At 34.2% G+C, this 24,921-nt stretch carries 21 protein-coding genes, 1 tRNA gene and 1 pseudogene; 4 read left to right on the forward strand and 19 right to left on the reverse strand.

Features of this window, described 5'->3' with window-relative positions:
- Positions 1 to 28: 28 nt before the first annotated feature.
- Both KI430_RS04895 and KI430_RS04900 read right to left on the reverse strand, forming a co-directional pair.
- Entirely contained in the window at positions 29 to 433 is a 405-nt protein-coding gene (locus KI430_RS04895; RefSeq protein WP_248877152.1) for a hypothetical protein, read from the reverse strand.
- A gap of 72 nt (positions 434 to 505) precedes the next feature.
- Positions 506 to 1,006, reverse strand: a complete 501-nt coding sequence (locus KI430_RS04900) for a GbsR/MarR family transcriptional regulator (RefSeq protein WP_248877153.1) — start codon at positions 1,004 to 1,006, stop codon at positions 506 to 508.
- A gap of 195 nt (positions 1,007 to 1,201) precedes the next feature.
- Here KI430_RS04900 and KI430_RS04905 point away from each other — a divergent pair, with 195 nt between their 5' ends.
- Positions 1,202 to 1,456, forward strand: coding sequence for a hypothetical protein (locus KI430_RS04905; protein WP_248877154.1), 255 nt, complete (start codon positions 1,202 to 1,204; stop codon positions 1,454 to 1,456).
- 8 nt (positions 1,457 to 1,464) lie between these two features.
- On the opposite strand, the gene KI430_RS04910 is transcribed toward KI430_RS04905, so the two are convergent.
- Positions 1,465 to 3,897 carry a thiamine pyrophosphate-dependent enzyme gene (locus KI430_RS04910; RefSeq protein ID WP_248877155.1) on the reverse strand — a complete coding sequence of 811 codons (2,433 nt, stop codon included), beginning with the start codon at positions 3,895 to 3,897 and terminating at the stop codon, positions 1,465 to 1,467.
- A 151-nt stretch (positions 3,898 to 4,048) separates the two neighbouring features.
- Here KI430_RS04910 and KI430_RS04915 point away from each other — a divergent pair, with 151 nt between their 5' ends.
- Positions 4,049 to 4,342 (forward strand): hypothetical protein, encoded by a 294-nt coding sequence (locus KI430_RS04915; protein ID WP_074234141.1) that lies wholly within the window; start codon positions 4,049 to 4,051, stop codon positions 4,340 to 4,342.
- An 88-nt stretch (positions 4,343 to 4,430) separates the two neighbouring features.
- Here the strand turns inward: KI430_RS04915 and KI430_RS04920 are convergent, their stop codons facing one another.
- From KI430_RS04920 to KI430_RS04935, 4 genes are all read right to left on the reverse strand, one after another.
- Complete coding sequence (locus KI430_RS04920; protein ID WP_248877156.1) at positions 4,431 to 5,348, reverse strand: ribonuclease Z; 918 nt, start codon at positions 5,346 to 5,348, stop codon at positions 4,431 to 4,433.
- Positions 5,349 to 5,403: 55 nt separating this feature from the next.
- On the reverse strand, positions 5,404 to 5,988 hold the full coding sequence (rdgB, locus tag KI430_RS04925) for an RdgB/HAM1 family non-canonical purine NTP pyrophosphatase (RefSeq protein ID WP_248877157.1): 585 nt from the start codon (positions 5,986 to 5,988) through the stop codon (positions 5,404 to 5,406).
- Positions 5,989 to 6,124: 136 nt separating this feature from the next.
- Complete coding sequence (locus KI430_RS04930) at positions 6,125 to 6,940, reverse strand: CPBP family intramembrane glutamic endopeptidase (RefSeq protein ID WP_248877158.1); 816 nt, start codon at positions 6,938 to 6,940, stop codon at positions 6,125 to 6,127.
- Positions 6,940 to 7,992 (reverse strand): ABC transporter substrate-binding protein, encoded by a 1,053-nt coding sequence (locus KI430_RS04935; protein WP_248877159.1) that lies wholly within the window; start codon positions 7,990 to 7,992, stop codon positions 6,940 to 6,942. Before KI430_RS04935 ends, KI430_RS04930 begins: the two co-directional genes overlap by 1 nt.
- A gap of 46 nt (positions 7,993 to 8,038) precedes the next feature.
- Between KI430_RS04935 and KI430_RS04940 the strand changes: the two genes are divergently transcribed.
- Positions 8,039 to 8,112, forward strand: a tRNA-Arg gene (locus KI430_RS04940).
- Here KI430_RS04940 and KI430_RS04945 read toward each other — a convergent pair.
- The 4 genes and pseudogenes from KI430_RS04945 to KI430_RS04960 all read right to left on the reverse strand — a co-directional run bounded on the left by KI430_RS04945 (position 8,078) and on the right by KI430_RS04960 (position 11,763).
- On the reverse strand, positions 8,078 to 9,652 hold the full coding sequence (locus tag KI430_RS04945) for a recombinase family protein (RefSeq protein WP_248877160.1): 1,575 nt from the start codon (positions 9,650 to 9,652) through the stop codon (positions 8,078 to 8,080). The genes KI430_RS04940 and KI430_RS04945 overlap by 35 nt on opposite strands.
- 93 nt (positions 9,653 to 9,745) lie before the next feature.
- Positions 9,746 to 9,967: a hypothetical protein gene (locus KI430_RS04950; RefSeq protein WP_248877161.1), complete on the reverse strand. Its 222-nt coding sequence runs from the start codon at positions 9,965 to 9,967 to the stop codon at positions 9,746 to 9,748.
- Between the two features lie 256 nt (positions 9,968 to 10,223).
- Positions 10,224 to 10,556, reverse strand: a pseudogene (locus KI430_RS04955) (hypothetical protein); the annotation flags it as partial.
- 32 nt (positions 10,557 to 10,588) lie between these two features.
- Positions 10,589 to 11,763 (reverse strand): IS3 family transposase gene (locus KI430_RS04960; RefSeq protein ID WP_248874265.1). Its coding sequence is split into 2 segments (ribosomal slippage): positions 10,589 to 11,505 and positions 11,505 to 11,763, totalling 1,176 coding nucleotides; the frame shifts between segments, so codons are not numbered across the junction.
- A 288-nt stretch (positions 11,764 to 12,051) separates the two neighbouring features.
- Here KI430_RS04960 and KI430_RS04965 point away from each other — a divergent pair.
- Positions 12,052 to 12,750, forward strand: a complete 699-nt coding sequence (locus KI430_RS04965; RefSeq protein ID WP_248877162.1) for a hypothetical protein — start codon at positions 12,052 to 12,054, stop codon at positions 12,748 to 12,750.
- A gap of 323 nt (positions 12,751 to 13,073) precedes the next feature.
- On the opposite strand, the gene KI430_RS04970 is transcribed toward KI430_RS04965, so the two are convergent.
- From KI430_RS04970 to KI430_RS05005, 8 genes are all read right to left on the reverse strand, one after another.
- Entirely contained in the window at positions 13,074 to 14,351 is a 1,278-nt protein-coding gene (locus tag KI430_RS04970) for a DUF3945 domain-containing protein (RefSeq protein WP_248877163.1), read from the reverse strand.
- A gap of 398 nt (positions 14,352 to 14,749) precedes the next feature.
- Entirely contained in the window at positions 14,750 to 14,953 is a 204-nt protein-coding gene (locus KI430_RS04975) for a hypothetical protein (RefSeq protein ID WP_248877164.1), read from the reverse strand.
- Between the two features lie 115 nt (positions 14,954 to 15,068).
- A complete protein-coding gene (locus KI430_RS04980) occupies positions 15,069 to 15,512 on the reverse strand; it encodes a JAB domain-containing protein (protein ID WP_248877165.1) in 444 nt (147 codons plus the stop codon).
- 1,856 nt (positions 15,513 to 17,368) lie between these two features.
- Complete coding sequence (locus KI430_RS04985; RefSeq protein WP_248877166.1) at positions 17,369 to 18,124, reverse strand: hypothetical protein; 756 nt, start codon at positions 18,122 to 18,124, stop codon at positions 17,369 to 17,371.
- Between the two features lie 70 nt (positions 18,125 to 18,194).
- Positions 18,195 to 18,623 carry a hypothetical protein gene (locus KI430_RS04990; protein WP_248877167.1) on the reverse strand — a complete coding sequence of 143 codons (429 nt, stop codon included), beginning with the start codon at positions 18,621 to 18,623 and terminating at the stop codon, positions 18,195 to 18,197.
- Positions 18,616 to 19,773 carry an RHS repeat-associated core domain-containing protein gene (locus KI430_RS04995; RefSeq protein WP_317231443.1) on the reverse strand — a complete coding sequence of 386 codons (1,158 nt, stop codon included), beginning with the start codon at positions 19,771 to 19,773 and terminating at the stop codon, positions 18,616 to 18,618. The genes KI430_RS04990 and KI430_RS04995 overlap by 8 nt, the downstream gene beginning before the upstream one ends.
- A 446-nt stretch (positions 19,774 to 20,219) precedes the next feature.
- Positions 20,220 to 23,987: a DUF6443 domain-containing protein gene (locus tag KI430_RS05000; RefSeq protein WP_248877168.1), complete on the reverse strand. Its 3,768-nt coding sequence runs from the start codon at positions 23,985 to 23,987 to the stop codon at positions 20,220 to 20,222.
- 10 nt (positions 23,988 to 23,997) lie between these two features.
- Positions 23,998 to 24,843: a hypothetical protein gene (locus tag KI430_RS05005; protein ID WP_248877169.1), complete on the reverse strand. Its 846-nt coding sequence runs from the start codon at positions 24,841 to 24,843 to the stop codon at positions 23,998 to 24,000.
- Positions 24,844 to 24,921: the final 78 nt, after the last annotated feature.

Consider the following 24,921-nt stretch of genomic DNA (forward strand, 5'->3'; position numbering starts at 1 on the left):
TGTTCTGAAAAGAATCTTCATAAAGATTTTAAATAGCAGGTTTTTCATAGATTTCTTTTTTATCTGAATAACTGATGATTAAAGATTGGATGATGAGGATTGGTGGAAAAATCACTAATGACCAAATACAAAAATTAAAAAAGGACGCGGAAAAATCTTTATCGAACACCTTAAATGAAATCAAACCTAAAAACATCAACAGACAATAAGTTGAAAGAAAAACATATATTTTTCTAGACAAAGTCTTTTTATAACTTTTTTGAAAAAACTTGATTAAATTAATTGTATATTGAAAAATTGCAATCAGAATGAAATCAACAAGTAAAAGGATCCATAACCAATCTACTCTAGCAACAGTTGCTATAATGAGAATTAATAATAATCCGATAAGATTCTCCTGAATTCTTGATTCGTATTTTAAAATAGTTTTCATAGTATTGTAATTTTTATATTTTCAGTAATTATTGAAAGTTAATTCGAAATAAAAAAGGAAAACAATCCTTCTCTATTTTAGTAAGTTGGTAATTTTCCCAACCAGCCAATGATCATCGCTTTTTATTGCCAAGTCCATTATATTATTGATTTTGTTGGTCACGTTTCCAAAATCTTCCATTAGTTTAACAAATTGTTTTGCTTCATCGGAATCATCTTCTACATTTTTCAGTTCTTCTAAAAATGAAACAACAGGTTCTATTTCACGTTTTCTGCGTTCTTTTGTAATCTGTTTGAACAGAAACCAAACGTCTTTTTCTGCCAAAAAATACTCTTTTCTATCACCTTTTACCAATTCCTTTTTTACGATTCCCCAATCCATCAGATTCCGAAGGTTCATATTAGCATTTCCTCTGGAAATTTCCAGTTTTTCCATCACTTCATCTGTGGATAAGGGTTTTCCCTCTGCCAAAAGCAAAGCGTGAACCTGCGCCATTGTTCTATTGATCCCCCAGTTGGTGGCAAAAGTTCCCCAAGTCTGGATGTATTTTTCTTTAGCTTCTGTAAGTTTCATTTTGTAAAAATTGATTTCTTGTACAAATGTAATTAAAATTTCTAAACTTTCAAAATTTATTGAAAATAAAATAATGTTTTATTTAATGCCGTCAGGTGTAGCATTCTTTAGTTATTCAATAATTAATAAAATTAATTTTAAATTAATAATAAAAATAAATCAGATTCATTACATTTGTTTAATAATTTTAACCTAATGAAGTATACTTTGTTAAAAAGAAATAAAAGTTTCAAAGCTGATTCACATTCGCATTTTGTAAGGTGGATGAGAAAGATGGATCTGCAGCAATGGAATGATAACAAAGACTTTATGGAGGGTTATGCCTACAGAAAATCTACTTTTGAGAAGATTGATATTCGCCACAATAACGAAGAAGACTTTGTAGAAGATTTACAAAAAAATAACCTTCTGAAGATAGAATCTTCAAAAAGTTTATTTGGTTTATTTTAATTTCTTTATTAGTAAATCGCTGGATACTTTGCCGGATTTAACTCAGTGAATAATTGATAGACTTTTTCCACAATATCATCTGCGGAAGGCTTACTGAAATAATCTCCATCACTCGCATAAGCTGGTCTGTGATTTTCAGCCGAAATTGTCAACGGATCTGAATCAAGATATCTAAATGCTTTTTGTTTCTCCAAAATCTGTTGTAGAATAAACGCTGAAGTTCCACCTTCTACATCTTCATCAATCACAACTAAGCGGTTGGTTTTCTTAACACTCTCCGCAATCTCGTGAGATAAATCAAATGGAATCAAAGACTGAATATCAATTACTTCTGTAGAAATTCCTAATTTTTCTAATTCATTTGCAGCCTCAGTTACAACTCTCCATGTTGAACCATAAGTTACCAAAGTCACGTCAGAACCTTCTTTCGTAATTTCGATTTTCCCAACCGGAACTGTGAATTCTCCTAAATTGTCTGGTTGTTTTTCTTTCAGTCTATAACCGTTCAAGCATTCTACAATCACAGCCGGCTCGTCACTTTGAAGCATTGTGTTATAGAATCCGGCAGCCTTTGTTAAGCTTCTCGGAACAAGAATGTTGATACCTTTAGAAAGGTTCAGAATTCCTGCCATTGGCGAACCGGAGTGCCAAACACCTTCCAGTCTGTGACCTCTCGTTCTAATAATAACCGGTGCTTTTTGACCACCTTTGGTTCTGTATTGAACTGTTGCCAAATCATCGCTCATCCCTTGAAGACAATACAAAATATAATCAAGATATTGAATTTCGGCAATTGGTCTCAAACCTCTCATTGCCATTCCAATTCCTTGTCCAAGAATTGTAGCTTCACGGATTCCAGTATCAGCGATTCTTACATCACCATATTTTTCCTGAAGACCTTCCAGACCTTGATTGACGTCTCCGATATTTCCTGCATCTTCTCCAAAAACCAAAGATTGAGGATATTTTTCAAAGATTTTATCGAAGTTATTTCTTACAACTACTCTACCATCCACTTCTTCGGAAGATTCAGAGAATATTGGTTTGATTTCTTTGATATTAGTCGCTTTCCATTGAGATTCCGAATATAAATGAGAAGAATAATTATCTTTTTCGATTTTTAAAATCTCTTCATATTTGGATTTCAATATATTTCTTTCAGATGAATTTTGACTTCTTGTCAACAATAATGTCTTTCTCACTAGTTGGAAAACATCTTTCTTGCTTACAGAAATAATTTTGTTGAAAGTTTCGATTAGATTTCCAATTTCTGAGTTTTGATTTTTAATAGATTCTACAAGAGGCAAAACTTCGGATTTAAGATCAGAAATTGTTTTTTGGTAGGCTTCCCAAGCCTTTTTCTGTCCTTCTTTAACTAATTTCTTAGCTTCAGAATCAATTGAATCTAATTCCTCTGCCGTAGCAAGAACTTCTTCCTGACCTTCAATTTCGATGCTGTAATCCAATATCCATTCTCTGAATTTAATTAATCCATCAAACTCAGCTTCCCAGCTTAATCTGTCTTCAGATTTGTAACGTTCGTGTGAACCAGAAGTTGAATGTCCTTGTGGTTGAGTCACTTCGGTCACATGGATTACAACAGGAACGCTTTCGTATCTTGCAAAATGTTCCGCTTTCGCATAAGCTTCCATCAATGCCGGATAATCCCAAGCTTTTACCTGAATAATTTCACAACCTTGATTTTCGCCTTCGTTTCTTTGGAAACCAGAAAGCATTTCAGAGATATCTGCTTTCGCTCTTTGATTTTGTGTCGGAACAGAAATCCCGTACCCATCATCCCAAATCGAAACAATCATCGGAACCTGTAATGCACAAGCGGCATTCAGTGTTTCCCAGAAATGACCTTCAGCTGTAGAAGCATCCCCAATTGTTCCAAACGCCACTTCGTTGCCGTCTTTTGAAAATTTCTCAGAACCATCAAATTTAACTGATTTATAAACTTTAGAAGCTTGTGCTAGACCTAATAATCTTGGCATTTGTCCGGCTGTTGGAGAAATATCGGACGAAATATTTTTCTGAGCCATTAAATTTTTCCAGCTTCCATCAGCATTCAAACTTCTTGTTGCATAATGGCCGTTCATTTGACGACCTGCTGAAGCTGGCTCTCTCTCAACACTTGTATCAGCGTATAACTGTGCGAAGAAACTTTCAACAGAAACTGCATCAATTGCCAGGGCGAAAGTCTGATCTCTGTAATAACCAGAGCGGAAATCTCCGTTTCTGAAAACTTTTGCCATCGCCAACTGTGGCAATTCTTTACCATCTCCAAAAATCCCAAATTTTGCTTTCCCTGTAAGAACTTCTCGTCTTCCTAAATATGACATCTCACGGGAAATTCTTCCGAGTCGATAATCATTCAGAATACTGCTTTTGAAGTCTTGAAAAGAGATTTGCTGAGTTTCTATATAAGTTGATTGCATATCAAAGAGTTTTGACAAATATAAAATTTTTTAGCTAATTTTTGTGAAAATGATATTTTTAGATTAAAGAAATTTTTAAGCTTCCATAAACTATTATAAATATGAAGAAGATTGCATAATATTTTAATAATTTTAAAACAAAATATATCCGATGAAGAAAACCGCGCCTCACATTCTGAATGCTTCAACTAATCTGTTAGGATTTTGTCTCGTTATTATTACGTCTTTAAAAATTTCCAAATTCAACCACTACTCCTATCTGGACGAGTTTGCTGTTGTAGCTATTTTCTGTTTGGCTTTAAGTTGCGCTTTATCATTTCTCGCCATCAAATCTGAGAAAGAAAAAGTTTCTGTCAAATTGGAAAATTTTGCTGATGGACTTTTCTTTGTAGCATTGCTGTGTATAATCCTCGCAATTTGTATTGTAAGTATAGATGTTGTTTAAAGTATTTCAGAATCAAAAATAGAGTTTGAAAATTATTAATAATTCAAATAAAATAAATTATTATCAATTATATTATTATCAAATTGAGTTATCCAATCTTAATTGTTTCCAAAGCTTTTGGTAAAAAAGAGTTTGGAAAGATTTGTCTAGCCTCATCAGTCATTACACTGAGATCACTGTAACGGTTTGAGAAATGACCTAAAATCAATTTTCCGACTTGCGCTTTTTTGGCAATAGTTGCTGCCTCCAAAGCGGTAGAATGACCAGTATAATCTGCCATTTCTTTCAAGACGTGAAGGAAAGTAGATTCGTGGTAAAGAACATCTACATTTTCTATGATTGGGATGATATCTTCTTTATATTTCGTATCACTACAAAACGCATAAGAAACAGACGGTTTTGGGTCAGTTGTCAACAAATCATTTTTGATTACTGCTCCGTCTTCTAAAACAAAATCTTTTCCTAAACGCAAGTTCTGAAAATCACAGATTTCAATTTCTTTGTGTTTGGAAATCTCTTTCATATTGAGATGACGCTCTTTTGGTTTTTCTTTGAAAAGATAACCGTTGCAATAGATTCTGTGATTCAGTGGAATGGTGTAAACTTCTACCCTTTTATCTTCATAGATTTTGACGGATTCTTTACCATCCAGCTCATGATAAATGACTTCAAAACCTTTGTAAGTTTCTGTAATTTCAAAAATCGTATCCATCATTTTCTTAATACCTTTTGGGCCATAGATATTCAGTGGTGTTTTCCTTCCTAATAATCTAAAAGAGGCTACCAATCCTGGCAAACCAAAACAATGGTCACCGTGAAGATGGGAAATAAAAATGTGGTTAATTTTAGAAAAACGAACTTTTGCCTTACGCATCTGCACCTGGGTTCCTTCGCCACAATCGATGAGGAAATGACGTTCTTCCATTTCCAGAAACTGAGAAGTCGGTGAAGAATTTATGGTTGGAATTGCTGAATTGAATCCTAAGATGGTAAGATATGTACTCAATTTTCTAAAGGGTATTGAAAATAACTAGGTAAATATACGAAAACATTACAAATAACTACAAAACACCCCCTCTGGAATTGAGAAATTCTAAGAATTTTTTCAAAGCTTCACTTCTGTGGCTGATTTTATTTTTTTCCTCCGGCAACATTTCTGCAAATGTCATATTGTAATCGTCCGGAACAAAAATCGGGTCGTAACCAAATCCTTCTGCTCCAAAAACTTCTTTTGTCAAATTACCATAAACCCGACCTTCGAAATAATGTTCGCCGTCTTGGTCTTTGAAACATAACATTGTGATGAAATACGCTCTCCTATTCGGTTCGTCTTTCATCTCTTCCAAAACTTTCTCAATATTTTTTTTGAAATTGTGATTCCCTGCGTAACGAGCCGAATAAATCCCCGGTCGTCCGTCTAAAGCTTCTACAACTAATCCACTGTCATCACCAACACTTGGTTTTCCGGTTTGTTCGAAGCAATATTTGGCTTTGATTAATGCATTTTCAGCAAAGGTATTTCCATCCTCGATGATTTCTTCGTTCAAATCGTAGTCTGATAAACTTGTAACGACATAATCCGTTCCTAATATCTGTTGTATCTCTTCTTTTTTATGCAAATTATGTGTTGCTACTAAAATCTCCATTTATATATAATTGATGGTTGATAAATGATAATTAATTCCATATTAAAAAGTGGAATCTTGTGCAGCCCGGCCTGAGTGGAGCTCATCCGCCATAGGCGGATAGCGGGAACGGAGGACGGATTAAGCTGCCCTAAATTTAATCTTTATAAATAATATTCTTCTGGATTGCGAAAAAATAAAATGGAATTATAAAAATCGCTAATCCTGCTGCTAATAACAGTTCGGGTTTAATTTTAAACAAATCAGAAAAAGTTTCTGAGTCTGAGTATAACATCATCATCGCCGACACCAGATTGTTGAATGCGTGAAGCAAAATTGACATCAGCAGCGATTTGGTTTTGTAATATACCAAACCTAATACCAAACCGAGCAACAATGCACCCGCAAACTGCCAAGGATTGAAATGGACAACACCAAAAATGAAAGCCGAAACAATAATTGCCGTAACTGGTTTGACTTTGTTATTCAGCATTCCTTTCATAATGATGCCTCTAAAAAGGATTTCTTCCAGAATTGGAGCGAGAATAACTGTCATTATTAATAAAGAAATTGGTTCTTTAGCGAGTTTTGCAAATTGTTCTGAGTACATTTTGTAAATCTCGCCAAGCAAATCGCCTGTTGTCGGAATGAGCTGTGTGGTGTAATCTGCGATTAGCATCATCCCAAACATCATTGGAAATATCAATAGATAAACCCGAAATGGCTTGGTGGAGAAATCGAAATTGAGTTTGTTGCCATCTTTTCTTACGATAAAAAAATCGAAAAAGAGAATAGGAACTACCATTGATGCCGTGTACATCAAAATATTGAAAATCCCAGTATCACTAATGTCTTGTCCGAAAAATGAAGACAATCCTAAACCAATTGCATACATCAATGACTGACCAATAAACAGCCCGACAACCAATAAAATCCCTACGAAAAAATCGACTTTGTAATTCTGTTCTTTCATTATTTGAGCTCTTTCATATAAACTAAAGGTTCTGATTTGAAAGTTACATCTTCCGGATGAAATATCTTGAAATAATCTCTCAAAACCAAATCACATCTTACAACACCAGACTCAAAATAGTCATTCGAACCATCTTTCTCGCGGTTGTTTATCATATATAAGTTCCCAGAATTGAAGACTTTCATCTTGCTGTAATTTGGATTGAGAGTCAATAATTCTTTTCTGTTTTGATGTGGACTGATATTAATCCAATAATTGACACTCTCTGACTTAACGAAAACTTCTTCAAAACTCAATGGAACGGAGGAGGATTCTTTGTTATCTTTTAAAATGTAATTTCCTCCTGCATCATAGATTAACCTTGCAACGAAGGAATTTCCTCCAGGCAAAAACCATTGGCTTCCGTACATTTCGTTGCAGAGAATATTTGGTTTATTTACTGTTTTAGATGCTAAGGTCTGAATCTTTTTGTAATTGTCTTCGATATTTTTGAATACCTTTTCCGCTTGTTCTTCTGCTCCAAATAATTTTCCAAATAACAAAAGATATTTTGATTTTTCTAATGGATTTTGCTCCAGGAATTCGTCCAAGAAAATCAGTTCGATTCCATTTTTCTTTAAGATGTCATAAGTGTTAGCAAAATTGGGAACATAATTGGTAAAAATAACATCTGGTTTATTAGAAAGGATTTTTTCGATATCGTACTTCTGCTCATTTCCGATATTGAGAATTTGATTTTGATTAATTAATTGATGGATCTTTTCTGAGAAAATATACTCTGGGCTGGAAACACCTATGATTTTATTTTCAAGATTTAGCTCAGAAAAGTAACCAATCAAGCTTGAATTAAGCAACATTGCTTTCCTAAATGGTAGTTTTTCTTTAGGAATGACATTTTTAAATTTTCCAGAATTAATAACCAATTTTTTTGATTCATCAGAATAATTAACTCTTTCCGAGATAGTTATATTTCCTGAATCTGATTTAGAAATTTCTTTTTTACAAGAAAATGCAAAAAGAAAGAAAATTAAAAGTAAAAAAATGCGTTTCATCTTCCAAAGAAAGCAAAAAAGTACTATATTTGCAAACCAATAAAACGGACTCGTGGCGCAACTGAATAGCGCATCTGATTACGGCTCAGAAGGTTACAGGTTTGAATCCTGTCGAGTTCACAAGACCGACATTAGAAGAATTTTCGCTTCTTTGTCGGTTTTTTTTATTTCCTAATTCTTTCTTTATCAGGAATATAAAACTAGCTAAACTATTGATTTTTGTGGTTTGAAAACTCTCTCCATCAAAGATTAACTTTTCAGGATATATCAAACCAACAATTGCCCTCTTATCTATTGTCGATGCGTTTTTGTATCTCTCAGATATATTGGTGATAGCATTTAGCGCTTGACCTATCTTTAATCCAATATTGTCATTTTCGGCAGAATTTTTTAGAGAATTTAATTTAAACTTCAGGTTTTCGATTTCTCCTTTGTACTTTATTTTTATACTTCTAAAATCTTCTTCATCTAATTTATCTTCTATAAACATATCCCTGGCTTTTTCAATTCGTTGCTCTATAGTGGTAAGTTTGTTTTGATAAACTTTTCGCTCATAATTTAAACCATTTAAGGCAACAGAAAAATTTTGCTTTAGAATTGTTTTCAATATTGTTTCTGCACCACTTTTAAAACTAAATTTTGATAGTTCTTCAACAAATAGGTCATTAACAATTTCAGAATTGTACCTAAATCCACATGACGTTGTGCAATGGTAATAATAATAATGTTTACTTCTTCCTTTGGCACTACTACCAGTAAGATTTTTATTACAATGTGGACAAAGTAGAAGCCCTCTTAAAGGATAACGTTCTTCATTAATAATTCTTCCAGAGGGCAAAAAATTATCTTGATTGCTTTTTCTATAAAGGATATTTTGTACCTTCATAAATAATTCTTCTGAAATCAATGGTTCGTGCCTTCCTTCAACAATCCTTTCTTCTTCATCGTTATAAGCCTTTAAAAAAAGTTTTCCAATATAAGCTACATTTCTTAATGCTTCCATAAAAGAATTTTTGGTAAGTTTTCTACCTTCTCTTTTATTCATTTCTTTTAAAACAACCGCTGTAGGAAGATGTCCTTTTGCAACTTGTTTAAAAGCCCAAATCATATTTGTTGCTTCAGGCTCTTTTACGGCAACATATTTTCGGCCATCTTCTTTACTTCGATTAATATATCCATATGGAGCGATACCCATCATCCTCCCCTCTTTGATTGCTCTTCTCATTCCATAAGTGACATTAAGAGCTCTTCTATCATTTTCAACTTCAGGAGTAGATAAATATATGGCCAATAATAATTTATTTTCGGGTACTCTAAGATCTAAAGGTTGCTCGATAGCTTGTGGCGTGATATTTAACTTATTTAACGTAGAAATCATCTGATAAGCTTCGCTAGTATTACGACTAAAGCGATCCCACTTTGTGAAAAATAAAAATCTACTTTCTTTAGCACCTCTTAATCTTTTATGTGCAGATAGGAATTTTTTCCATTCTGGTCTTTCAAAAGTTTTTGCAGAGTGATCTTCATAAATTACAGTACCAATCGTCATATTCAGGGAGATACAATGTTTCCTTAACCTTTCTTCCTGATCACGTTGTGAGTAACCTTTATCAGCTTGCTCATCTGTTGAAACACGAATATATAAATCAGCAATTTTCATAATTTTATTATTTAACGTAGAAAAAAAATAGGATTACTTACAATTATTAAATAACGTAAGTTTTAAATGCTTTCGAGTCACTAAAATATAAAATTATTCTTCATTTAGGAGAAACTCTTTGATAGTAATTTTAGCAAGAAAATTTAAAAAAGATAATATTTCCGAAGCCTCTTCCTCTGAAACAAAAATCCCTGACTTTTCAAGTATTTTTATTGCTAAATTTAATTTCATTTCCTGAAACTTCATAATTGACTCTGGATCAAATTTATTTGAACCATCAATTGTACAATGTTTCTTGGCTTTTCTTTTAGACACTTTAGAGATGATTATTTGAAAGCTGGAACTGAGTATTTCAATTAACTAAAAATCCTATTTAAGTAGTAAAAAAAGTTAATAGATTTCTATTTAATTATTCAATAAAAATCGACAATAATTCCTAAAAAAAAAAGCCTTGCAATATGTTGCAAGGCTATTTAGGATTAATCTGGAATAAAAATTTGGAAGGTAGATGATTTTGCTTTAATTAAGATTATTTTAGACATAAATAACATATGAATCTCCTATCCATACTTTAATTGCTTTTTCTATTTCTGACAAAGTGGTTAAATTCAAATAATTCCTTCGCTTGTTCATCCCAATTCTTTCTCGGCAATAGTTGGAGAGTTACAAAAATGTCATTCTTCTTATTATAAGAATCAATACGTTCCAACCTTCCTTGATAATCTTTTTCAGCGTGTCTGTAAAAGGAGTATGGTAAAATAGTATCTGTCGGATAAATATAAAAATGAGTATAATTCCAGGGAGAATTGATCTCAAATCGTTTGTATTTTTTTTTGAACAGGATGGTATCGGACAAATTTTTTCTATTTCTGTAATTCAGAATCCAATCTTTTGAAAATACGGCACTGGATATGCAAACAAAATTTCCAGTATAAGTTAAGCTACATTTTGATAAATTTTGTTTTGATTGTTAAACTCTTCAATAGTTTGATAATTCAAGGCACTGTGGCGTCTTTTTTTGTTGTACCATATTTCAATATATTCAAATATTTCCAGCTCCATTTTTTCTTTTGTAATAAGCTTGTTTCCATAAATCAGTTCTGTTTTCAAAGATTTGAAAAAGCTCTCTGCCACAGCGTTATCCCAACAATTTCCTCTCCGGCTCATGCTTCTTGTAACTCCATAAAATTCCAGAGTATTTGCAAATTTTCTGCTTGCATATTGAACGCCTCTGTCGCTATGAAAAATTAGACTTTCCCCTATTTTTCTGTTTTTGACAGCCATTTTCCAGGCAGAAAGACTTGTCTCTTCGGTGCTCATTCCGTTGCTTAAACTCCATCCAATGATTTTCCGATCATACAAATCAATCACTGTTGTCAAGTACAAAAATCCTTCTTTGGTTTGAATGTAGGTAATATCAGAAACCCAAACTTGCGCAGGTTTTTCGGCTATAAAATTCCTGTCCAGCACATTTTCTACCACCAAATAATTGTGTTTAGAGTTTGTAGTCACTTTAAATTTCTTGCTCAGTTTACTTCGCAGTCCAAGCTCTTTCATATATTTAGCCACTGTGACTCGGGATATTTTGTAACCCAAGGAATTTAGCTCAGACGTAATCCTAGGGCTGCCATAGCGCTGTTTTGATGAAAAATATATTGAAGTGATTTGCTGTTTTATTTTTTCCTTCAAAAGCAATTTCTTGCTGCAAGGCCTGTTTTTCCATTTGTAATAACCACTGGAACATAGTTTTAAAACATTGCACATCTTTTCAATCGGGAAAATAGATTCATTATTTTTTATGAATTTATATTTCAGCGACCGCTCTTGGAGAAGATGCCGATTGCTTTTTTTAATATATCTCGTTCTAATTCTGCATCCTTCAACTTTTTTTCCAGCTCATGAATCTTTTCCTGTTCGGGTGTCAGTTTCAGTTTTCCATTCCCTGGAAAACTTCTTTCTCCAAATTCTTCGTACTCCTTACGCCATTTGTAAAGCAGCGTGACTGCGATTCCCAGCTCCCTTGCGAGTTCTGACACATTAGTTCGTTCTTTGCTTAGCTCAACAGCTTTGGTTTTAAAAGCAGGATCGTAGATTTTTCGCTCTCCTTTCATAGGTTAAAATTAAGGTTTTATGCTTAACTTTAACTGGAAGCTAAATTAGTACATCCAGTATCAGCTGAAAGAATTAAAAATTCCAAGGCACAAATTCAGCGTGTAATAGCTGATCTTCGAAATACAGCTAAGCAAAAACTAGAGGATGAGAAAAAGGGCAGTAAGGAAGACAGTGTAAAGGATTACACTATCTATACTAATACTATCGCATATCTAGATTCTCTGACAATTAATGATAATAAAAAACTTGATTCATTAATTATTGAAGAATCTGATAAATTACCCACTTTGCATGATTATAAAGATCAAATAGCTTCTGCAGAAGTGAATAGACTTTATAAAAGAAATTCATATAATTGGTATAAAAATTATTGGATTTCGCTTTGGGGCTTCTATCCTTTTAAAGAGCGCAAAACCTTTATAGCGAGTAATAGTGCAAATAATTTTGAGTCTCAAAAATTAAATTTATGGGAAGTAAATCTTCAAGGAAATACTATTTGGGAATTCAATAATACTATATCTTTCTATCTGTCATCTACTTGGAAAGTCTTTCAAAATAATTCTGCAATAGCTGACTTGATGACTTCAGTTGATTACTATAAATATTCACAATTCCCTCAAACAAATCAAAGCAATCTGGCAGTTTTGGAAAATAACAAAGCATACATTGGCACTTATGAAGAATTTATAACCAACACTTTCAGTTTACAATTAGTAGTTTCTCTTTCAAATACAAACGACAAGGGTAAAGAAAAATTATTGACACCTGGAATTAGTGCTTCATTTGAGAAAAACATTGGCTTTTACAGTGCTACAAATTTACGTTTTGGAATTCCACTACGGTTTAAGGGAAAATCCACTCCAATTAATATTGAACCCCAAATTATTTTAAGAGATGTCGGAAACTATGCTAATAACTCTGAATATGAGGTAAAACCAACAATCGGGATAAATGTAGGCTTACCATTTATTGCTCTTTTTAAATAATACTAGCCGGAATTAAAATAAATATCGATTAGAAATTACTTAAGTCTTTACTTAATAATTTGCAACCTTTTTTCAAAACATAGAAATGCCCCACTTGGAAATGTTTTAGAAATAGGGTTGCTCAAATTTCCGCAAAAATGCGTTTCCGACCACAGGGAGGAATTGCATTTTTGCCGCCAGATTTTTTCCAGTCGTCCACATAAAATCCAATTATCAACAACCCTCAATAAAGCAAAAAAACTGCAAAGCCAAGAAAGACTTTTCAGTTGAAAATCATTTCTGAAATTACCCCAATATAAAATCAAATCAAGCAATTAACTTCTCTACAATTTTTTAGAATTCTTGAAAGAAAACTCCAACAAACCGCTGACCTTCTCTAAACGGATATACCCCTGATACCTCTTACCACCTCTACTTTCAAGCCCATCAATATAGACACACTCCCCTTTTTTCAATTTCTCAATCTGCCATTTCCGAAGTGGTTTCCCTCTGAAGCTTGTAGGAATTACTTTTTCAAAACCTTTCACACCTCCACCATTAGCACTTTTCAAATCATTCTCAAATAAAAACTCAATACACTGCTTTTCCGCATTGAACTGCAAAGTTGCACAAAAAGATTTTCCCTTGCGAGAAATCATCCCCTCAACAAACAGAGGCTTTCCCTCTTTCAGAATTCTCTGCTGTGCCCTATCAAGCTGAACACCACAAACTACCACAGGAATTCTGACAAAATCAGTCCTCAAAAAAAACAATTCATTAGTTAGCCTATCCATACTGATTAAAGAAGGTATCAATTCTCCCGTCGCTTCATTAAGAAGCTCCACAACCCTGCCCATATTACCAGAATTCAACAGATTAATTTCATCCTCCTGGCTAAACCTATGACCGAAAAACAACTGGTCAAAATTCGGTCTGTCTTGTACTCTATAAATACAAACCACCACTTCCCCATCATTATTCAATCTCAACTGCAATCTTGCATCAGCCTTAACTGCTGATTTTCCATTCTTTAATGCTAAAGGTATCAGCTCATGCGTTTTATAGCCTTTCAGCAAACAATCCAACACTCCCAAGCACTCCAACTTATCTCTATCAAGACTTATCTCTGACAATCTGTCCCACGGTACATCTTCCATCTGAAAGCGGTACTGGAATGAGCTGATTTCAGATGGTTTTTGATAAAAATTATTATCTACTTTAAAAGAACCTCTTCCAGCTTTTGTCTGATTTCTGATGGCTTCTACTCTCTCGATAGAAACTGCATAGTCATATAAATTACTTTTCTCATTATCCGATGAAGATTCTAAATACTTCTGCAGTCCAATTGCAGTTTCTCTCGCTTCATATTCCTTCACTTTAAAAAATGAATAATCAGCAGGATTTTTAAGCTGATAATAAAAATCCGTATAAAAATCTAAAAAAGATACTGCCGACGAATCTACACTTAGCATTGTATCAATTCCACTCCCGTCGGGCTGAACCTCTATGAGATTTCCCTGCTCATTCACATTCTGTACAATCCCCACAGAATTATTACTGTGGCGAAGTACCAATAAGGTACTGACTTCTGAAACTGCTGTATGATTTCCGATGCTATTCATAATGTTGATTTGTTAATTATGTTTGTGTTTAATCTTATTTTATTTAATACACTTTTGGATGCCATCAGTAATAATGATTGATCCGTTAATATGTTTTTAATCTTATTGTTTCAATGTTATTTCTGAGCTAATTAAAATGATGATCTGTTAGCTAGTTTTGAACTTATCCTCCTTGTTTTTAATCTGATTTCTATTTTGTTCATTAGATTAATTGAGTATTGCTTACTATAATTCAATGTAACCATACTGTAATTTTCAGATGTTTAACTGTGGCTATCCTCTAAGAAAATTTTAAACTTCATTACATCTCACTTCATTTCGCATCACATCACATCACATCACATCACATCACATCACATCACATCACATCACATCACATCACATCACATCACATCACCTCACTTCTCTTCTCTTCTCTTCTCTTCTCTTCTCTTCTCTTCTCTTCTCTTCTCTTCTCTTCTCTTCTCTTCTCTTCTCTTCTCTTCTCTTCTCTTCTCTTCTCTTCTCTTCTCTTCTCTTCTCTTCTCCTCTCTTCTCTTCTCTTCTCTTCTCTTCTCTTCTCTTCTCTTCTCTTCTCTTCTCTTCTCTTCTCTTCTCTTCAAATCGCATCATCTCGCAACATCCCATCCCATCTCGCAACATCCCATCTCATCTCATCTCATCTCACCACTATTCTCGATCAAAAGCAATTGTAAGAAGCCTAATAATTTTCTATACCTATATCATCCCATCATCCGCAAAAGAATAATGTGAATCAGAAGTCAAAATCACGTGATCAAGCAAAGACATACTCATCACCTTACAAGCCTCCTTAATCTGATCGGTCATTTTAACATCACTGCTTGAAGGCTTAAGATTTCCGGAGGGATGATTATGAGCAACAATGATCCCCGAAGCGTTACAAAGAAGACCGGCCTGCATCACAATCCGAACATCGACCAAAGTCGAAGAAATCCCACATTCAGATATTTTCTTAATTCCCAACACCTTGTTAGCTTGGTTCAGATACAACGCAAAGAAAGATTCTCGATAATCGATTTCATCAGAATCAAAATGTTCTTTGAAAACCTTCACCGCATCCCTTGATGATGAGATTAGCCTTTCACAATTTCCCTTTCTTGAGTAACTCAATTTAATTTCATTCACAATATTGAATTTCATCTGTTTTGCTCCGTGTGCGGCGGAGACCTGGTTTTCCCGCACCTACTAATTAAAAACCTGTAGATTCTGTAATTGCAGTTTGAAGGAAATTTTGACTTTTTCTATTATTAAAACTTTATGATTAAATCTGTTTAACTAATTTTTAAATAAATCCGATTAATTCGATTATTTGAATTCAATTAAAATCGATTTAAAACTAAATCTGATAAAAGGTATAATGGAAGAGTCTTATAATCGATTTATACTAATGGATAGTAAGATGATTTTATACTAATATCTGATCAGATGATTTATACTAAGAGAATAATAAAGAATCAAAATTTCAATGAACTGCATTTGCACCTTGTGAGGTTTCTGACTTTTCTATGCGGATTACCATTCAGGCAGGAACAATGAAAACTGCAATCAATTCCTTGAAAACAATAAGAAAGACAATTGATGAAAGCTCGAAATATTTTTGTGGAGGGTTTGGAAAGCTACACTTTCCGGATACCCAAAAAGATTTTTTTCAGCTGGGATAACGGAATAGATTTGCTATAGAAAATGAGATAGCTTCAGATGGAGAATTAACATTGAGGTTTTTGCACGGATAGATTTGGTTGGATAATGTAATAGATGATTAGAAGTGGAATTGCAAAGTTGATTTGCTATTGATTTTCAAAATCACTCTTTATTTAGTTGATAAAAATACTATCTAAGGCTTTAATTGAAATAAAGTTAACTTTATATTGGCTCTATTATTTCTAGTTCATCCATTCTATTCCAGAATAGGCTTTGAGTAGATAATCTAGTTGATACCAACCTAACCACCAGATTTACTTTTAAGTTCTGTAATATGTATCTTGCCCAAAAATTACACATAGCCCTCTCCTACAGCTCCTTCCCGTTGCATTTGTAATTTTATTGTCTTCTATAAGAATAATGCCATTCTCATCTATTCCAAAATTTAGCCTCCTGTCACCCCAAGAATTCTCAGATCTGGTAAAAAAACCTAAAACTATGTATTCGTAAAATCATTATGGAGTACGAAATTTCCATCACTAACTATACTACACCTATTATGGCTCTCAATAATTTACATCCATTTTTCTCCAAAAATAAACGAGAGCAGGCAATCCTCATACTCTCGCTTTTGATATCTTAATTAATTATTTTAATTGATGTTCAATGAGTTAATATCTGAAACCATATTCATCACTAACCTTGGAACATTACAATACTTTTCTGATAGCTTGGATTTAACTAAGTGCTAGGTGAAGACATAATCTCTCCATTTCTTGCCATTATATTATCGGGAGCTTAAGTGTAAAATGCTAATTTATAGGCATCTTTTCGTCCCATCATAGTAGCCATTAAATATACTGTCCAAAAATGACCATCAGTTTAATACATTACGTTGGGGGTCAAGATATTTTATTGGATTATTAAAAGCATAACGATATGGTGTCCTATCTTGAGCTTTTTCAGCAAGAGGGTCAACCACACCCTATCTTCCAATATACGGCATATAAAATCATGCACCATAATCATACATATCCGTCTCTAGAAGTTCTTTTCCGTTGTAGTTCTTGTACAATCTAATCAATACTAATTTTAAGCCCCCAACAACCGAAAATACATTATTGCTAAATACGACATCCCAAAAATAAAAGTTAAATGAACTAAACCATTAATTATAAACCAAAGATTTTTTTTTAAAATACTTCGTCTCTTAAAAGATAAAAAATAGATTGAAATTATATTGAAAAGTACAGAAAGTGTATATAGGACTGTATTAACAAGATTAAATTTCCATGTTAGAAAAAATATTGTAAGTGCGATAACTGAGAATAAGTACGAAAAATAAACAAATTTTATCATTTTTTTATAGGTATTACTTTTTTAACTTCATTTAAAATATTAATTCGATAATCATCATCGATTGTTGTATGTGATGAAGTTGTATTTACATTGGTAACTTTACTTGTTGTATTACCATCAGCCGGACTAATTCTAGTTCCACCCAAATCAAAAAAATTATCTTGATAATAATTCTTTGCTTCAGCTGTGTTAGATTTAATTTTAGTATTGTTTACAGTAAAACTTGATATATCAAGGGTGAGTAATTTATCAACCTTAATGTCAGGGTTATCATTTGCCACACCAACAACTGTATCGGCACCCTTGCTGTGTCCGGCTAACACAAGTTTACCGTCAGGACTTTGTGCCCTAAAATCCTGAATACTTGCTGAAATATCATTATCAGTATATGAAGTTGTAGAAGGAAAGAAAACCGCTACTTGTGTATTCTTATCCGACGCGTAGCTTTCAACTAATTTATGTGCAAAACTTGTCTTATCATAAGAAATATTTGGATCATTTTTAACTTGGGTTCTACCTTTTTCTGGTGGTCCACGATAACCTATTACAGCAATTATTAGATTTTTTGTTTCCTTATTGATTTGTACTTTTTCAAGCCCCTCAAATTCTCTAGCATCAATAACCCTATTCTCAGAAAAAGCATAAGTTGAATTATAAGGAAATTTTTCAGCAAGAGGGTCCACATTAAAAAATCTACCAACATCCGGCATATAGTTTCTCCATTTAAAGGCATAAAAACCTGTCTCTTGCAACTCTTGTTCCTGAAACTTGTAGTTCTTATATTGTCCGCAAATAACCTATATATCTATGAGGGAAAATGTATTATCTCATCGAATCATTATATTTTGTAAGAATCAATATTCCTTCATAATTACTACGCTTAGTCCCTTGCAGAATAATACTGTCTTTACTAAAAAAAAGAACTTTTCTATTACGCTTATGATAATAACCACTTACTGGATTTCTTTCTGATTCAATACTAATAACTGAATCATTAATAACGAACCATTTTTCAGGATTATTTATATCATCCCTAGGAATAGTGTCCAATTTTTTTGTCGTAAAATTATTGATATATTGAATTTGTTTACCATCTAAAAAAAATTCTTTAACTCTGTATGGGTAAAAAGAATGTAGACTATCAATGCTATAACATAACCATTTCTTGCCATTATCATCTGCTAAAACGTTCCTCAGTTTTTCTTCCTGACTTTTTTGACATGATATTAAAAATATTAATAAACTAATCATGAGGACTTTCAATATTTTGAAATTTTTGTGTAGAATATTCATTACCGTTTACATATACATTAAAAATTGCACCTTTTACGTTTGGACCACCTGTGTCAACGTTTATATAGACACCAGCTTTATTCTTATTATATTCATTAATCATATTTAAATGATTTGATCCATAATTGGATTCTTTCACTTCCGTATTTAGTACGCGCTGTGTAAAACTTTCCGCCTGACTAGCTTTAAAACCATCAGTAGCATTAATAAAATCCGGGTTTAGTGCTTCATTCAAATAGACCATTGAGTGTTGCTTAAAAGTATAATCTCCATCATATTTCTCATTCTTATGCCCCAAATTACCTCCTTCATGATTCAGCGAAGATTTAATATTAGAAACGTTATCATAAATTCCTTTTTCAATACTCTTAGTATTAAAAAATATATTTCCATTTCCATTTGTGTGCGCACTCCCTTTAGCAAAAGTCCCCACTCCTATATATCCACTTATTCCTTTTGCACTACCATAATGAGCCAAAACATTTGAAACAGCTTTGACAGTTCCTTTACTGCTATAATCTAATCCTGATAATTTTGTTCCTTTGTTTTGATCAACTTGTGACAATTTGGTTGCCCCACTCTCTGTATGAACTATAACATTATTAGTTTTTTTATTGTCTGTACCTATATACCTTCCAAATTTATTAAAATGATCATCTTCAGGAGCTCTTCCATCAGGATCCATAAATCTTATCGGATTGTTGAATACGTAATTATAAGGACTATGACGACGCATTTTTTCTGCAAGAGGATCAATCACTCCCCATCTACCAATATCCGGCATATACATTCTCGCCCCATAATCATACATTCCTGTCTCTTGCAGTTCTTTACCGTTGTACTTGTAATTAAACGGTGTTCCCCTAGCATCAAAGATATTACCTGCATCACTGTTTCCTATATTCTGGAAGTTCATACCGAAGGGATAATAGTCATTCCTGTCCAGAACTTGTGCTTCATTGGTAGCCGGGTTTCTGCTGTAGCTCAATCTCACATTCCCAAGATGATCCTTGTACTGGTAAATATACTTAGAATTAGCGTAATCATAAAATCCTTCTTCTATCGGGAGAACTCCATCACTAACTCTGATACCTGTTATGATTCTCAATCATTTGAACTATGTTTTTCCTGCAAAAATAAACGAGGATAGATTATTCTACCCTCGCTATTTATATTTTTTAATTATTATTTTAATTGATTTTCAATAAGTTAATATTAAAAATTATCACCATCACTAAATTTAATACATTACCACTTTATATTACAATTTGAAAAAAGGACCAAAAAACTCTACATAAATTCTTATAAAAACAATAATAGATATTGGTGATGAAAATATATAAAATAGATATATGAATATACAGTTCTTTTTAAAGAAAGTTTTCTTAAACCATAACAAATAAAAAGTAAAAAAGCACACAAGTAATGATATAATTAAAGCTTCAAATTCATAAAAAAAATTTTTAGTATATTCTGATATTTTAGCAAGATAAATTAAATACCAAATTAAAATACTTGATAAAATTAATAGTAGCTTAAATAAATTATTATATTTCATTTTATTTTAGGTATTGAAAGATCAATCATTTGCTTATTCGCATTTAGAGCTTTTTCATCAATATTCTGATGAGTAGTATCTTTTGAAGTAGAATTTACATTGACCACGCCTGTCTTTTTAGAGTTTTCTGCTTTAATTGGTCCCCCACTTGCGGTTGAATTAGGATCTGGTGTTGTTTGATAGGTATTCACTGCTACCAATGTATTGTCAGAAACATCAGTCTTTACTGTAGAATTCCCTAAAGGTCCATCTGAAGAATCAACAATCATAGATAGTTGAACAGGAATGTTTTTATCTTTAAGTTCTGAACCTAATTCCATAGAATTATCTCCTCCGTAGCTATATCCATAAGTAATTACTATATCTCCTTTTTCATAATTATTTTCAATAAATTTAGTCCCTTTAGAAACACTAGAACCATTCGTGAAACCTGATCCTATAATAGCTCCTTTAAATCCATAACCTTTTTCTCGAGCATTAGATGCAGCATAATTAAACAATTGTCCAGTTGTTCCCGCCTCTGAAGCTTTAGGATATACCTTAGCAGCCCCTTGAGCACCACCTGTATAAAATATAGCTAAAACTTTTTCTAGTCCTTCTAATTCCCTATATGAAATAACAGCATTTTCAGAAAATGCATAAGTACTATTGTAGGTATATTTCTCTGCCAATGGATCTACATTAAAGAACCGTCCAACATCCGGCATATAGTTTCTCCATTTGAATGCATAGAATCCCGTCTCCTGTAACTCTTGTTCCTGAAACTTGTAATTAAACGGTGTTCCCCTAGCATCAAAGATATTACCTGCATCACTGTTTCCTATATTCTGGAAGTTCATCCCGAAGGGATAATAGTCATTCCTGTCCAGAACTTGTGCTTCATTGGTAGCCGGGTTTCTGCTGTAGCTCAATCTCACATTCCCAAGATGATCCTTGTATTGGTAAATGTACTTAGAATTTTTGTAATTGTAAAACCCTTCCGCTGTTGGGAAGAAATTAAGGCTCATAGCGCCAATCTGGTTTTCCGGATCTCCAGGGGCTGCCAAAGACGCTTCGTCATCCAACTGACGGAAGGTTTCTATGTTGCTCGCCCGCATTGAGTTAAGTGTTACTGGATCATCTGACTCCAATACTTCTTTTCCTGCAATTCCTATACCCGAGGTATACTGGAAGCTGTCAAAATACTCTGTCTTTACAGTCGTGCTTCCAAGATTATTATTCACCGTGAAGGTCTTGCTCAGCTTTACACCATCCGCTCTGTAGAGGTAAGTTGTAGGATTGGGCTGGACAATCTTAGTTGGCAGATTCAGGTAATTGTATTCGATATTACTGATGCTTTTATCCGGCATAGCCTTCATATTGCCATTCAGGTCATAGGTTATTGCTCCGCCGCCACCTTCATAGCCGCTTATACTACCTGTGTCTGAGATAGAAGTGACCTTATTTCCAGTTCCGGTATAAACATAGGTCAGGTCATCGATTTTGAGTGGTATAGATAGACCTTTATACCTGGTGCCAAATCTCTTCAGCTTTACGATATTGCCGTTCAGGTCATACTCTTCTATCATCTCGCTGTTGTCGCCAAAAGAGCGGTTGGTAGGATTTTGATAAAAACCGGCTTTCAGCCTGTTGAGCTTGTCATAGACATAGCCAAAACGGTAAGGATTGGCTGTCGTGACTTCATCCTTCACATACCAGTCGATTTCGGCTATATTACAATTGTATTTCCTTTCTACCTGTAGGTTGGGGTAATTCAGGACATTCGGGGTGGCAAGCCCGGCAAGCGGCTCATTGTATCTTATTTTGTAAGCAAAAAGCTTATCCCCAGGGCTGGCAATATCATTGATGCCCGTCATCCATCCACGGATATTATAAGCATATTTTAGCTCCTGCAGGTTGTTGCCTACCTTTTTGATATCCACCCTTCCCAGCTCATCATAGATGTTCTCCGTAAGAAGCACTTCCTGCCCGTTGTCTACCTGGTGGTAATGTTGCTTCATACGGTTCTGATGGTCATACACAAAACGTTCATTAACTCTAACTTCTGCAAGGGTACCCGTTGAGCTTCTTTTATGATTGGTATAAGTCTTAAGAATTGCTCCGGAAAAATCCAGCAGACTTCCTGTCTTGGTGTAACCGCCCAGATGATTGATATTGTGAGTATAGATAGGTCTTGCTTTCTGGTCATAGTAAGTATAGTTCTTGGTCCAGAGATTTCCAACGGTAGCTTTTACCATACTGGCTGTGGGCAGACTCTTCGTACTGATCTGGGTATTGGGATTAGATTCTGATGGTGCATAGGTCTGCGTCAGGAATTTCTGTCCATACACATCATAGTCTCCTGTTACCGGAAGATCAGAATAAGGGGGATAGGTGTCATAATAATTAATGCTCAACAGCTCGGAGATAGTATCGGGATAAGTCCCGGTTTGTGTATAATAAAGCTTGATACTATTAACTGTCGTGTTGAGAGAATCGTCTCTTGTTACATTGTTGGAATCTTTCCCATTAGCTTGACCCTGTTCATAATCTCTTCCTGAGCTGCCATAGGCTTGAGTGCTTACAAACATCCCTGTGTAGGCAACTCTCCCAAACTGATCATATTTGGTAACCAACCATTTCTTATCCTTTCCCAATTCTGCATCCTGTGTTGCCACCAACCTGTCCTGCTTATCATACACCATATATTCCCAGCCTTTACCCGGCAGTTTTTTTTCTACCAGACGGTTTCTGCCATCGTAACGGTACTGATAACTTAGTTCCGCAAGAAGTTCTCCTGTTTCCCCAAGATTGGCTCCTGCTAATTGGGTTTTGACTTTGTCGGATGCCTTCGGAGAGATTACAAACGCTAACTGATCATATTCATTATAAATATAGTAGGTATCTGCAGACTCTGTAGCGGTCAGCATTTTTCTTATCAATAAGGTCTGCCCTTGTCCATTTTTAAATTCATAGGAAATGTTGTCATCTTCATCTGTTATCTTATTTTTATAAAGTGTGGCCTGAGTATAATAATTTCCTGTTGCCAATGACAGGATACTTATGTTTGCACCTGTACTCCACGATGTATTGGTTACAAACTTTAAAACTTCATTCCCATTATTAGTACCATAATCAAACAAATTTCTTTTAGAATAGGTTCTCCAGTCTTCTCCTGGTCCATATTGTTCTAAAACCCTGTCCAGTGGTGAGTTTTCCAGCTTTTTCTCCGAATATGCATAACTCCCATAAAAGGAGGATCCACTATTTTGATCGATACCCGGATGAATCTCACTACTCTTTGATGACAATGGGATTGGGAGAACATCCAAATATGGTCTCCCAAAACCGTCGTAAACGATAGGTGTAACCAAATCTTTTCCTGAAGGTGTTGATTTGATGGCTATATTCTGCTTAGGTCTGCCTAACCCATCAAAATAGGTGATACCCTGAATCTGTGGCGCATAATTATTACTCTGTGTTACAGGAGCCAAATAGGTTCTCGTGTAGATGTAATTTTCTCCCAGAGATGGATTATAAACAACCGGAGGATTGGTGATGACAGGGTTAGGATTACTCGGATCATAGGCTTTCGACCTGGCGATGAACTCCCCGCCGTTGTTGTACACCACGTTCTTAGAGTCTGCGTGGAAGCCGGGAAGCATCCTAATCTCCTGTGCAATATATGTCTGGGGGGGCTGATAGCTGTCCGTAAGGGGATCCAGCTGAGAAAAACCTGAAATACTCCAGATCATTCCCAACAGAGAAAGTATCTTTGTTTTCATAAGATGACTTTTATGGTTGTTTAGTTTTGCTGTTTTCAAGTTTTTCAACTCGATCTAGTAGAGATTTTATCTGTTCATTTTCTAACTCTAATTGCTTAATCTTATATGACTGAGTCTTAATCTGCTTATTCTGATCGATAGAATACAGCGTCAGCTCTTCTATCTTCTGAAGAAGTTTGATCTGGAACTCACCAATGTTGACGCCTTCCTTTTCCATTTCTTTGGCAGAGGCAATCTCTGGCAAGTGTTTCTTCTCCTTTATATGTTTTTCGATTTCTTCTAATGTAGGTAGAGCATAATCTTCTTCAAATACAAAATCCGCAGTCGGACTTTGAGTTACCTTAACTTCTTTAGCCTCCAGTTTTCCTCTTACAGCTATATTGCCTGCTCTGAACTCAGTGCCTTTATCCCAATCCCCAGTACCATCTGCAAACAGAGGCGCAATATATAATGATGATCTTCCATCATCAGGTGTATGAAACTTCCAAGCATTGCTTCCTCCGCTCACTATATCGCTGCCTGTTATTCCTCCTGATGTTCGTAAATCACCATCTATATCAAGCCTGGCTTTAGGATCTTCTGTATTAATGCCAACATTGCCCCATTTGTTCATATAAAGTACTCCTAATGAGGATCTCAACTTTACACCACCCCACCATTTTATATCAAGCCCCCAATCACCGCCAAAACCTGTAAGAGTGTTGGAAATATGATAATTGGGTAGCTCATTAGTATTCCCATTGATCATTCCGCCATATAAATTGGTAAAGTTTATATTTTCATAAGTCACTGTTTGCTGTGCTTTTACAGAAAAAATTGAAATTGTGAATATTGCTGTTATTAATATCTTTTTCATAGTCTTAATTTTTTATTGTTTGTAATTGTATATTTCCATTTATAATGTTCAATTGATATCAACCATCTTCTCTAATGT

It is taken from the genome of Epilithonimonas zeae (genome assembly GCF_023278365.1).
Lineage (GTDB): Bacteria > Bacteroidota > Bacteroidia > Flavobacteriales > Weeksellaceae > Epilithonimonas > Epilithonimonas zeae_A.